9 protein-coding genes and 1 pseudogene are annotated in these 12356 nt (G+C 72.8%); 7 read left to right on the top strand and 3 right to left on the bottom strand.

Annotated features, from left to right (window positions below):
* Positions 1-14: 14 nt before the first annotated feature.
* The 4 genes from ACWC5O_RS17790 (at position 15) to asnB (ending at position 6722) form a co-directional block, all read left to right on the top strand.
* Positions 15-2627, top strand: coding sequence for a thioester reductase domain-containing protein (locus ACWC5O_RS17790; RefSeq protein WP_450587622.1), 2613 nt, complete (start codon positions 15-17; stop codon positions 2625-2627).
* Positions 2624-3760, top strand: a complete 1137-nt coding sequence (locus ACWC5O_RS17785) for an alpha/beta hydrolase (protein ID WP_450587620.1) — start codon at positions 2624-2626, stop codon at positions 3758-3760. The genes ACWC5O_RS17790 and ACWC5O_RS17785 overlap by 4 nt, the downstream gene beginning before the upstream one ends.
* Before the next feature lie 62 nt (positions 3761-3822).
* Positions 3823-4602 (top strand): alpha/beta fold hydrolase, encoded by a 780-nt coding sequence (locus ACWC5O_RS17780; RefSeq protein ID WP_450587619.1) that lies wholly within the window; start codon positions 3823-3825, stop codon positions 4600-4602.
* A 278-nt stretch (positions 4603-4880) separates the two neighbouring features.
* Positions 4881-6722, top strand: a complete 1842-nt coding sequence (gene asnB / locus ACWC5O_RS17775; RefSeq protein WP_450587617.1) for an asparagine synthase (glutamine-hydrolyzing) — start codon at positions 4881-4883, stop codon at positions 6720-6722.
* A gap of 72 nt (positions 6723-6794) precedes the next feature.
* Here the strand turns inward: asnB and ACWC5O_RS17770 are convergent, their stop codons facing one another.
* Together ACWC5O_RS17770 and ACWC5O_RS17765 are read right to left on the bottom strand one after the other, a co-directional pair.
* Positions 6795-7319, bottom strand: coding sequence for a DUF4232 domain-containing protein (locus tag ACWC5O_RS17770; protein ID WP_450587616.1), 525 nt, complete (start codon positions 7317-7319; stop codon positions 6795-6797).
* Between the two features lie 129 nt (positions 7320-7448).
* Positions 7449-9086, bottom strand: coding sequence for an alpha/beta hydrolase (locus ACWC5O_RS17765; protein ID WP_450587614.1), 1638 nt, complete (start codon positions 9084-9086; stop codon positions 7449-7451).
* Between the two features lie 308 nt (positions 9087-9394).
* Between ACWC5O_RS17765 and ACWC5O_RS17760 the strand changes: the two genes are divergently transcribed.
* Positions 9395-10015 carry a chaplin gene (locus ACWC5O_RS17760; protein WP_450587613.1) on the top strand — a complete coding sequence of 207 codons (621 nt, stop codon included), beginning with the start codon at positions 9395-9397 and terminating at the stop codon, positions 10013-10015.
* Positions 10016-10245: 230 nt separating this feature from the next.
* Positions 10246-11100 (top strand): GNAT family N-acetyltransferase, encoded by an 855-nt coding sequence (locus ACWC5O_RS17755; RefSeq protein WP_450587612.1) that lies wholly within the window; start codon positions 10246-10248, stop codon positions 11098-11100.
* A 42-nt stretch (positions 11101-11142) separates the two neighbouring features.
* Here ACWC5O_RS17755 and ACWC5O_RS17750 read toward each other — a convergent pair.
* Positions 11143-11485, bottom strand: a pseudogene (locus tag ACWC5O_RS17750) (nucleoside deaminase); the annotation flags it as partial.
* 94 nt (positions 11486-11579) lie between these two features.
* Here ACWC5O_RS17750 and ACWC5O_RS17745 point away from each other — a divergent pair.
* Positions 11580-12356, top strand: coding sequence for a GNAT family N-acetyltransferase (locus ACWC5O_RS17745; protein ID WP_450587610.1), 777 nt, complete (start codon positions 11580-11582; stop codon positions 12354-12356).

Genomic DNA, 12356 nt, shown 5'->3' with positions numbered 1-12356 from the left:
CGCGAAGGGCTCTCATGCGTGACGTGAACGAGGAGTCGGCCTACGCCGGCCGGCGGGCGACCGCCGAGTCGATCGAACGAGGCGGCAGCGGACTGGGCGTGGCCGACCTGCTGGCCAAGGTACGGGCGGCGAGCACCGAGCCCGAGCCCGCCCCGGCCCCGGCGCCCGACCTGGCGAGCCTGACGGCCACCATCGCCGCCGCGGCCGGCCGCCACGTGCCCTCCGGCCGACTGGCGCCCGACGCCGACTTCTTCGACGCGGGCGGCACGTCCGTCGACGCGGTGGAACTGGCCTCCGAACTGGAGACCGAGCTGGGCATCGAGATCGACCTCGACGAGGTCTTCGCTGACGCCCGCCCGGCGAGCCTGGCCCGAAGGTGGCTACTGCTGCTCGGAGCGCCGACGCCACCGCCGCCCTCGGCGGCTCCTCCCACCACGGCAACGGGTATCTCCGCACCCGTGGCGCCCTCGGCCGCGCCGGTGGCTTACGGTGCATCGGGGGTCTTCGGGGACGCGGGCTCCTCGGCCGCGCCGCCACCCCTGGCTGCCGCACCCTCGGCCGCGCCGATGCCTTTCTCCACACCGGGGGTAACCCGGACCCCGGCCTTCTCGGCTTCGCCGCCGCCCGTCGCCGCCGCACCAGGGCTCTCTCAGAACACGGCCTCCTCGGCCGCGCCGGCTCCTCTCACCCCCTTCGCATCCCCGGCGCCCGCCCCCGGCACCCTTCCCGTCCCCTCCCCCCGCACCCCACCCGCCGTACCCGCCACCCCCTACCGACCCGACGCCCCCCACTCCCGCGCCCGCCAGGAAGACCTCGACCAGATCCTGGCCGACCTCGCCCTCGCCGACCGGCTGCCCTTCGCCGACGTACCCGAGCCCCTGGCGCCGCGCCGGATTCTGCTGACCGGCGCGACCGGGTTCCTCGGCAGCCATATGCTGCTCGACCTGCTGCGGCACAGTGACGCCCACGTGTACTGCCTGGTCCGTGCGGCCGACGAGGCGGCCGCGACCGTGCGGCTCGGCGCGCAGCTGCGCAGCTACAAGCTGCCGTGGTCCTCGGAGATACGCCGGCGCATCACCGTGCTGCCCGGCGACATCCGCAGCCCGCGTCTCGGCCTCACCGACGAGCAGTGGCACACCCTCGCGTACGAACTCGACAGCATCGTCGGTGTGGCGGCCGCCGTGGACTTCCTGCGCGGCTACCAGTCGTTGAGAAGCAGCAACGTCCTCGGTGCGCTCACCCTCGCCGAACTCGCCGCGACCGGCCGGCCCAAGCCGCTGCACCACATCTCGTCCATCGCCGTGTTCAACGAGGTCGGCATCACGTCCATGGGGGAGGACGACCCTCTCGCCCACGCCGACCGGCTCATCTCCGGCTACGACCAGTCCAAGTGGGCCGCCGAGGTCGCACTGCGCCGTGCACGCGACCACGGACTCGTCGTCACCGCGCTCCGCCCGGGCGGCATCGGCGGCCACACGAAGACCGGCGCGTACAACCCGCTGGACCTCAGCAGCGGTCTGATCTCCGCTTTCGGCCGCTTCCGCACCGTACCGGCGTTCCGCTACCTCAACGCGGCCCCCGTCGACTGGGTCAGCCGGGTCGCGGTCGCCGCGATCTGCGAGCCCGACGCGTGGGGCTTCGACTACAACCTCACCGGCGTGCCCAACACCCTGGACGACGTCGTACGGGACATGGCCCTGGGCGGCATGCACGTCCGCGTCCAGGACTGGGACGAGTGGCGCACCGACACGCTCGCCCGCCTGCAGGCCGAGCCCGTGCCTGAACTCTCCTTCCTCGCTCGGGTGTTGCAGAGCCCCACCGCGCTGAAGCTGTGCGAGGCCACGCTGCAGGGACCCGCCGCCGACGCCGACCGTACCGACGCCCTGGTCGCCGCCCTCGGCCTCACACCCGCCGCCCGGTACGACGCCCAGGCCCAGCTGAAGACCTTCGAGAAGCTCGCCGACGACGGCCTCGCCCGCCTCCCGCACAAGGACGACCAGCCCTACCTCTGGTTCGCCGAGACGACCGAGGGCACCGTCGGCCCGGTCGGAGCCGCCGCCGAGACCCCCTGCTCGATGGCGCTCACCCTGTCCATCGCCAGCATGTACCAGCTGGTCAAGGAGCGCCGGGTGGACGTCACGGGCGAGGTGACCTGCCCGGCGGTCCACCCCGAGCCGCTCACCGTGGAGCGCGGCGACGTCTGGGTCCGCCCCGAGGAGGGCATCCCGCTCCAGCACGGACTCCGCCACCAACTCCTGCGCTACCGGCTGAGGTTGCGCGACGCGGACGGCGGACTGTGGTGGCTGGAGGGCCGCAAGTACGCGCGGGCCCGCCGGGACCTGTGGCGGCAGACCCGCGCGCTCACCGTGGAGATCGGCCGCGAGGGCGAGGCCGCGAGTCTGCTGGGTGAGGTCGTCGTACCCGCGGACTCCTACGTCCGTGACCAGATCGACGGCATCAAGGTGGACCCGCGCCTGACCGGTCAGGAGAAGCGGGCCGCCAAGCTGACCTGGCTCGCCTGGTTCGGCCTGGAGATGGGCCGCGGCCTGCTCGCCCCGTTCGCCCGGGCCGCCGCGGACCTTCTCGACCTGCGCCGCACTCCCACCCTCACGGAGCACCACCGATGATCTTCAGGACCACCCCCTCCCGGACCCGGCCGGCGCTCCGCAGGGTCCGCACCACCGCGGCCCTGCGTCCCCTGCGCCACCGCCTCGACCCGGCCCGCGTCGAGGAGATCCCGTTCCGCACGAGCGACGGCGTCCGCCTCGGCCTGACCCGCGTCGACACCGGGGACACCGGCCGGCCCGCCGTGCTGCTCCTGCACGGGCACACCGCCTCCGCCGACATGTTCCTGCTGCCGGAGACCCGCAACCTCGTGGACGTCCTCCTCGACGACGGCTACGAACCCTGGCTGCTGGACTGGCGGGGCAGCTGCCGGCTGCCGTACAACGAGACCGGCCGGCGTTACACCTACGACGACGTGGCGCTGTACGACATCCCCGAGGCCGTCGCCCACATCCGCGGGCGCATCGGCGAGCGCCCGCTGTTCGTGGTCGCGCACTGCATCGGCTCGCTCACCCTGTCGCTGAGCATGACGGCCGGGCTGGTGCCGGGGCTGGCGGGGGTGGTCTCGCAAGGAGTCTTCCTGACGCCCAGGCTGGCGGGGCGGACGTCACTGCGGATGTCCGTGGCGGGGGAGTTGCTGAAGACCCGGATCGACCACATCCCGGTCGACTTCCGCAAGGTGGGCCTGTGGTCGAAGTACACCCCGCTGTTCGCCCTGGCCGCCCGCAAGGCGAGCTGCCCCGATCCGACCTGTCAGATCCTGCACCATTCGGCCTGGGGTACGGGCGCCTCGCTCTTCGTCCACGAGAACCTGGCCGAGGCCACCCACGACCGGCTCGCCGAGCTGCTCGGCCCCGCCCCGCTGTGGATCCTGCCCCACCTGCGCCGGATCGAGTTGGCCCGCAGCGTGGTCCGCTGGCACGACACCGACCACCGCTACCGGGCGCTGCCGCAGAACGCCCTCGACATGGCCGCCCGCATCGACGCCCCCGTCCTGCTGCTCTCGGGCAGCGAGAACGGGCTTTGGCTGGACTCGCAGCGGCTCTGCCACGAGGTGCTGGCCCGCCGGCAGCCGCAGCTGGACGTCTCCTACACCGAGATCCCGGGCTACGGTCACCTGGACACTTTCCTCGGCCGGGGCGCCGCCCTCGACGTCTTCGGGCACATCCTCGAATTCCTCGGGGAACGCCGGTGACGGCGGGCCGCACGGCCGGTTACCGTACCGGGCAGTAACCGCAGCGCACCCAGGAGGCCCCCATGCCGCAGCTCGACGTCGACGGAGCCGTACTGACGTACGACGACGAGGGCCCCCGTGACGGCGCGGACGTGCCCGTGGTGTTCGTGCACGGCTGGACCGCGAACCGGCACCGCTGGGACCACCAGCTGGCGCACTTCTCCGCCGGCCGCCGGGTGATCCGGCTGGACCTGCGCGGGCACGGCGAGAGCACGGGGGCCGGGGTGCGCACGATCGCGGAGCTGGCGAAGGATGTCCTCGCCCTCCTCGACCACCTGGAGGTGGAGCGGTTCGTGCTGGTCGGCCACTCGATGGGCGGGATGATCTCCCAGACGATCGCGCTCTCCCACGCCGACCGGGTGGAGCGGATGGTGCTGGTCAACTCCATCGGCCGGATGACCTACAGCCGCGGCCGGGGCCTGCTCATGGCCGCGTCCACGATGGTGCCGTACAAGCTGTTCGTCGCGACCAACATCCAGCGGGCCTTCGCCCCGGGGTACCCGCGCGAGGAGATCCGGGAGTACATCCGGTCCTCCGCCGACACCCCGCGCGAGGTCGTCATGACCCTGTACGGCGCCATGCGGGCCTTCGACCTCCTCGACCGGGCCGGCGAGATCGCCACGCCCACCCTGATGGTGCACGGCTACCACGACGTCCAGCTGCCCGTGCGGCAGATGCTCCGGATGGCGAAGGCCTACCCGAACGCGGTCGTGCGCATCATCGACGCGGGCCATGAGCTGCCCGTCGAGAAGCCGGCCGAACTCACCGCGGCGCTTGACTGGTTTCTGACTGCGAAGGCCTAGCGGGAAAGCCGCTTGGCGAAGTTTTTGCCCGTGGCCGGTTCCTGTCGCGCCGGCCCGGTGCCACGGCGGTTCTTCGATTTCGCGCGGGCAAAACGCGGCCGAAACCCTGAGGGGGTGTGTGCCGTCCGTGTTGCGCCCGCGTTGACCGCCGCGAGCGCCTGACGGAGGCTCATCGTATAGGTGCTCGATACAACTGGTTCGGCGGTCGTCTTCTGCTCCACCCCGGAAATCGCAGGTGGGCGAGGGGACGGCCGTGGGCCGGAGGCAGGAGATAGCGCATGTGCGGCATCACCGGATGGGTCTCCTTCGACCGTGACCTGACCACCGAGTCCACCGCGTTGCATGCGATGACCGAGACGATGGCCTGCCGTGGCCCGGACGACCGGGGCGCCTGGGCCGAGGGCCCCGCCGCCCTCGGCCACCGCCGCCTCGCGATCATCGACCTGCCCGGCGGCCGCCAGCCGATGTCCGTCCGCACACCCGAGGGAGCCGTCGCCCTCGTCTACTCCGGAGAGACGTACAACTTCATTGAGCTCCGCCGCGAGCTGACGGACCGCGGCCACCGGTTCACGACCGACTCCGACACCGAGGTCGTCCTCCACGGCTACCTCGAATGGGGCGACGCCGTCGCCGAGCGACTGAACGGCATGTACGCCTTCGCCGTGTGGGACGCCCGCCACGACCGGCTGGTCATGATCCGCGACCGCATGGGCATCAAGCCCTTCTACTACCACCCGACCCCGGACGGCGTCCTGTTCGGCTCCGAGCCCAAGGCGATCCTCGCCAACCCGCTCGCCCGGCCCCGCGTCGCCCTGGACGGCCTGCGTGAGCTGTTCACCATGGTCAAGACCCCGGGACACGCGGTCTGGGACGGCATGCGCGAGGTCGAACCCGGCACCGTCGTCACCGTCGAGCGCACGGGGCTGCGCACCCGCGTCTACTGGCGGCTGGAGACCCGCCCGCACACCGACGACCGGGACACCACCATCGACACGGTGCGCTCGCTCCTCGACGACATCGTGCGCCGCCAGCTGGTCGCCGACGTCCCGCGCTGCACCCTGCTCTCCGGGGGACTCGACTCCTCCGCAATGACCGCGCTCGCCGCCCGGCAGCTCGCCGAGCACGGCGAGAAGGTCCGCAGCTTCTCCGTCGACTTCGTCGGCCAGACCGACAACTTCGTCGCCGACGAGCTGCGCGGCACCCCGGACACCCCCTTCGTGCACGACGTGGCCCGGCTCGCCCGCACCGACCATCAGGACATCGTCCTGGACGCCCAGTCCCTCGCCGACCCGGGCGTGCGGGAGAAGGTGATCCGCGCCCGCGACCTGCCGGCCGGCTTCGGCGACATGGACACCTCGCTGCTGCTGCTCTTCCGCGCCATTCGCGACCAGTCCACGGTCGCCCTGTCCGGCGAGTCCGCGGACGAGGTCTTCGGCGGCTACCTGCAGTTCTTCGACGAGGAGGCCCGCCGCGCCGAGACCTTCCCCTGGCTGGTGCACTTCGGCCGCCACTTCGGCGACGACACCGACATCCTGCGCGCCGACCTGGCCAAGACCCTGGATCTGGAGGGATACATCGCCGACGGCTACCGCACCGCCGTCGCCGACATCCACCGCCTGGACGGCGAGAGCGACTTCGAGTACCGGATGCGGCAGATCTGCCACCTGCACCTGACCCGCTTCGTCCGCGCCCTGCTCGACCGCAAGGACCGCATGAGCATGGCCGTCGGTCTGGAGGTCCGGGTGCCGTTCTGCGACCACCGGCTCGTCGAGTACGTCTACAACACGCCCTGGTCGCTGAAGTCCTTCGACGGCCGCGAGAAGAGCCTGCTCAGGGAGGCCGCCGCGGACCTCCTGCCGCGGTCGGTGTACGAGCGGGTCAAGAGCCCGTACCCGTCCACCCAGGACCCGCGGTACGCCCGCGCCCTGCAGGACCAGGTCAAGGACCTCCTCGCCCGGCCCTCCCACCCCGTCTTCGACCTGGTCGACCGGGAGCGGGTCCGGCAGGCCGCAGAACGAGACACCCCGGTCAGCACCCAGGTGGCCCGCCGCGGCCTTGAGCTCGCCCTGGACCTCGCCCAGTGGCTGGACCTCTACAACCCGGAACTGACACTCGGCTGAGGCCCCGACGCCGGGTCCGAGGCTCCCCGCACGAGGCTGAGGGCCCGGTCCGCGGCTCCTCGGAGCCGACCCTCAGCCGAGGCCGAGCGCCCGGTCCGCGGCCGTCGCCGTCGGCTGCCACCAGGTCGTCACCGGCTCCCACACCCGGACCTCGCTCCCGGTGCCGAGCTGCGTGGCGGTGAAGGCGCGGCCCCACTGGGAGGCCGACGCGGCCACCGTGATCGCGTTCACCCGGCGGGCCTCGGGGTCCGCCGGGTCGGCGATAGTGCGTACGGCCGCGTAGGCGGTCTTTCCGGCCGCGAGCCGGTACGTGCCCCCACCGCCCTCCGGCACGGGCAGCGCGGCCCCGTCCAGGTCACCGAAAGTGACCGTGGGCACGCGGTCGACGACACAGGCCCGGGCGCTGCGGTTGGTCACGCTGACCCGCACCACGGCGGGATCGCCGGACGCGGCCTTCGCCCGCAGGCGCAGCGCCGTCTCCGCGCAGCGGGCGGGTCGGGCGTGTCCTGCGGCCGCCTGGCTCGGCGGCGCGGTGAGCAGGAGGGCCGCCGCGGCGGCGGAGACGGCGGGTACGGCGATGGCGGCGCGGATACGCATGGCGGGTTCCCCCTGTCGTGGTCACGTACGGGTACGGCGGGCCGAGGCGCGCCGCCCGGTGTGACGTCCGGGCCGGCCGGGGGGTTGTGCCGGAATCGCGCCTGTCACCCGGTTGCGCTGCTCCTGTCGTCAATGGGCGGTTTTCGCGGTGGAGCTCCAGGCGGTCCCGTCCGCGGGGCAGGAGCTGCCGCTCGGTGGCAGGGTGCCGTACAGCAGGAAGTCGTTGACCTTGCGGTGCACGCACGTGGACGACGAGTAGCCGGTGTGTCCGTCGCCCTTGTTGTCGAGCACCACGGCGGCGGAGCCGAGCCGCCGGGCCGTCTCCTCGGTCCAGCGGTACGGGGTCGCCGGGTCGCCGCGTGTGCCGACCAGCAGCATCTTGGCCGAGTGGAGCTTCTTGACCTGGTCGCGGATGAAGTTCGTGCCCTTGGGGCGGCCGTAGCACATCAGCAGCTGGGTGAGGCGGAAGCGGCCGAAGACCGGTGAGGCCTTGTCGTAGGCGGCCCGGAGATCCTTCAGGTCCCTGGTGATCTGCGCTTCGCTGGGCCGGTCGGGGTCGTCCGCGCAGTTGATGGCCATCAGCGCGGCCGCCAGGTTGTCCGCCGGGACGTCCTGGGTGTCCACGAGCCCGCCGTCCCGCCTCGCGCCGTCCTGGCCCTTCCCCTGGCCGCCCTGCCGGACGGGCACGGCGAATCCGCCGCCGGAGGTGAGGCTGAGCAGCCGCCGCGTGTCACCGTCCTCGACCAGCGAGACGAGCGCACGCTCCAGGGAGGGCCACAGCTCCTTGCTGTACAGGGCCTGCCCGATGGCGCCCACCAGGTCCTGGCCGGAGAACGTGCCGCCGAAGTCCGTGGGCACCGGGTTCTCGTCGAGCGAGCGCACCAGCTGGACGACCTGGTCCCCGGCCATGCGCCGGTCCTGTCCGAACGGGCACGCGATGTCCGTCGTGCACCAGTCCAGGAAGTCGTCGAGTGCGGTCTGCTGTCCCTCGGCGCCCGCCAGGCCCTGCTCGGACAGCGGCTCGGTCAGGGTGTCCACACCGTCCAGGGCGATCCGGCCGACCTTGTGCGGGAACTGCGCCGCGTACACCGCGCCGAGCCGGGTGCCGTAGGAGAAGCCCAGGTAGTTGAGCTTCTTGTCGCCGAGGGCCTGGCGGATGACGTCCAGGTCCCGGGCGGCGTTCACGGTGCCTATGTGCCGCAGCACCGGGCCGGAATGCCTGGCGCACTGGTCGGCGGCCCGCCGCAGCTTCTGCAGCAGGGCCTGGGGATGGCTGATGTCGGCGTTCTGGCCCATCGCCGCCGAGGCCTCCTCGGTGCCCTGGCCGCAGCTGATGGGGGAGGACCGGCCGACGCCACGCGGGTCGAAGGTGACCACGTCGTAGCCGTTGGTCAGCTCCATGAACTCCTTGCCGCCCCCGGTGAGTTCGGGGACTCCCGCGCCGCCTGGCCCGCCGAAGTTCAGCAGCACCGAGCCCCGCGACCTACCGGTGGCCCGGTAGCGGGCCAGCGCCAGGTCGAGGGTGCCCCCGTCCGGGTGTGCGTAGTCGAGCGGGACGGTCACCTTCGCGCACTGGAGGTCCTTCGGCACGTCCGGGCCCTCGCAGGCCGCCCAGGACGGCTTCTGCCGGTAGAAGCGGGACAGGTCCGGCTGTGGCCGGTCGGCGGCCGCCGCCGCGGGCAGCCCGGACCCGAGCAGCGCCAGGGTGAGGGCTCCGGCGCCCGCGCAGCGCCGCACGGCGGGCCGTGTGGACAGCTTGACCAGCATCGATCGCCTCCCGGGGCGCACCCGCCGCGGACCGGGGCCGCGCCCTCGCTCACCATAAGCGGGCCTTGTGCGGGCCGCCTCCGGGCGAGCCGGACCGGGTCCGATGATCTATCCTTCGTGGCTTCCGCCATGATCAATGATCTTTCGATTACTTTGCATGCGGTTCGACTGAACATGTCACTCGACGGGGTGAAAGGCCGATAAGCCATAACTCGGATGGTTCGCCTGCGTTCTCTGGGGTGCGGGTGAGTGCCCGCGACGAAGTCTGGAAGGCAGGGAAACCTATGAGACGGGCTACCCGAAACGGTGTGATCGCCGTCGTCGCAGCATCCGGCGCGATGGCCGTGGCGATGCCGGTGTCCGCCGCCTTCGCCGTCGACGGGGCCACCGCCGACGGCTCGGCGGCCGGTTCGCCCGGAGTGCTCTCCGGCAACACCGTCCAGCTCCCGGTGCACGTCCCGGTGAACGTGTGCGGCAACACCGTGAACGTGGTGGGACTGCTCAACCCCGCCGCCGGCAACGCCTGCGCGAACGGCGGCGGTAACGGCGAGGGCGCCTCGTCGACGTCCGGCGGCGCCTCGGCGCAGGGCGGCACGAAGGACTCGCCCGGTGTGCTCTCCGGCAACGACGTCCAGCTCCCCGTCCACCTGCCGGTGAACGTCAGCGGCAACTCCGTCGACGTCGTCGGAGTGGGCAACCCGGCCACGGGCAACCACTCCGCCAACACGCACCACCCGGCGCCGACCCCGACGCCGCCGGTCCCCACCAAGTCCCACCCGCGCACCCCGCGCCCCGCCCCGCAGCCGCCCGGGGCCACCCTGGCCCACACCGGAAGCGACCTGACGGCCCCCGCGGTCGCCGGCAGCGCCGCCCTGCTGCTCACCGGTGCGACCCTGTACCGCCGCTTCCGCCCCGGCCGAGACCGCTGACCCCTCACGGAGTGGCCCCGCCGGACGCCGGCCCGGTGGGGCCGTCGGCCTGGGCCGGTCCGGGTCACGCCCGGCGCGCCTTTCCAACTCGGCCCGCAGTCGTGCGCTTTGACCTCCGCAACGGCCGAACCGTGCGTGGCGCGGCCCGCGTTGATCCGCAAGGATGCTGCGGGCGCGGTCGCCGTGCCGCGCCGTCCAGCACGTTCGACCCCACGGAATGGAGCGCACCGATGACCTCTCCGGCCCCCCAGGACCTCGTCGTCACGCAGGCCACCCTCGCCGACTGGCCGGTGATCAGCGGATGGGCGGCGGCGGAGGGGTGGAACCCCGGGCTGTCGGACGGTCCGGCCTTCTTCGCCCAGGATCCGGACGGGTTCTTCCTCGGCCGGATCGGCGGGGAGCCGGTGTCGGCCATCTCCGTCGTGAACCACGGCTCCGAGTACGCATTCCTCGGCTGCTACCTCGTCCGTCCGGACCTGCGCGGCCACGGCCACGGCCTCACCACCTGGAAGACCGCCCTGGCCCACGCCGGAAACCGCACCGTCGGCCTGGACGGAGTCGTCGCCCAGCAGGACAACTACCGTCAGTCCGGCTTCGAACTCGCCTACCGCACCGTCCGCTTCACCGGCACCGCCCCGCAGAGCCGGATGCCCGAGGGAGTCCGTCCCGCCGGGCCCGCCGACCTGGCCGCCGTCACCGCCTACGACAGCGCCTGCTCCCCGGCCGACCGCCCGCGCTTCCTCGCCGAGTGGCTCACCGGCCCCGGTCACCGCGCGTTCGTCCGCCACGACGCCGACCGCCTCACCGGCTACGGCGTGATCCGGCCCGGCCACGACAGCCTGCGCATCGGCCCGCTCTTCGCCGACACCGCCGACGACGCCCGCGCCCTGTTCGCCGCGCTCACCGCCGAGGCCGCGGGCCGCGAGGTCGCGATCGACGTCCCCGAACCGAACACGGCCGGCGTCGCGCTGGCCCAGGAGGCCGGCTTCAGTGCCTCGTTCGAGACCGCCCGGATGTACACCGGGCCGGTCCGCGAGCACGCCCGGGAGCGGATCTTCGGCGTCACCACGCTCGAACTCGGCTGAGGCGGCCGGCGCCGGTCAACAGCGGTGGGCGTGAAGCGCCGGTCAGCGGCTGTCCGCATGGCAGCGGCGGTGGAGGTCCCGTACCTCCTCGACCAGCTCGGGCACCGGCCCCTCGACGGCCACGCCGGGGGCCACCTCGCCCGGGCAGCGCCCGCACCGGAGCTGCGGGCACGCGCAACTCGACGAGCCAGGGCCCAAGTTGATGGAACGAGGTGACGTACACGATGCGGCCGAGCCCGACCCAGGCGTGCGCGACCGCGCACATCGGGCAGTGCCCGCCCGGGGTGTAGACGGTGGCGGCGGCCCGCTCGGCGGGCGCGAGGTGGGCGGCCGACCAGCGGGCCGGCTCGAACTCCGGATGCCGGGTGCGGTCCCCGGAGGCCACCGGGTGCGGTCCTCGGCTGACCGCCTACCCGTCCGTGGTACGGCCGGAGGTCAATTCCGTTGCCCTGCCGGGGCGCTGATGCTGGAGTGAAGCCATGGATCACAGCACGGTGCTCGCCCTGTACGACCGGGACATGCGCGAGGGCGCACGCCCCGACGGGCCCGGCGCCCGGATCGAGCGGACCGGCCCGGTCGTCCGCCAGATCGCCGACGCGCAGGGCTGGAACGGCGTGCTGTGGTCTGCCTTGGACGAGGGGAGCGCGGACCGGGCGATCGGCGAACAGATCGCGTACTTCACCGGTCTCGGCCGCGACTTCGAGTGGAAGCTCTACGGCCACGACCGGCCGGTTGACCTCGGCCCCCGGCTCACCGCCGCCGGATTTCGCGCGGAGCCCGAGGAGACGCTCCTGATCGGCGAGGCCGCCCGGCTCGCCCTGGACGCCTCGCCGCCCGAAGGGATCCGCTTCGTCCAGGCCACCGATCCGGCCGGCATCGACCTCGTCGTGGACGTGCACGAGAAGGCTTTCGGCACCGACGGCACCCGGCTGCGTCACCGGCTGCTCGCCCGGCTGTCCGCCGACCCCGGCACGGTCGTCGCCGTGGTCGCGCTCGCCGGGGACGAGCCGGTCAGCGCCGCCCGCATGGAGCTGGTCCCCGGCACCCGCTTCGCCGGACTGTGGGGCGGCGGCACCGTCGAGGCCTGGCGGGGCCGGGGTATCTACCGTGCCCTGGTCGCCCACCGCGCCCGCGTCGCCGCCGCCCACGGCTACCACTACCTCCAGGTCGACGCCTCGGACATGAGCCGCCCGATCCTGGAACGCCTCGGCTTCCACGCGGTGAGCACCACGACTCCCTATCTGTACGGGAGTTGA

The organism is Streptomyces sp. NPDC001450, assembly GCF_053597295.1.
Note: the sequence above shows the minus strand (reverse complement) of the source record. Positions and strands in the feature narration are given on the sequence as shown.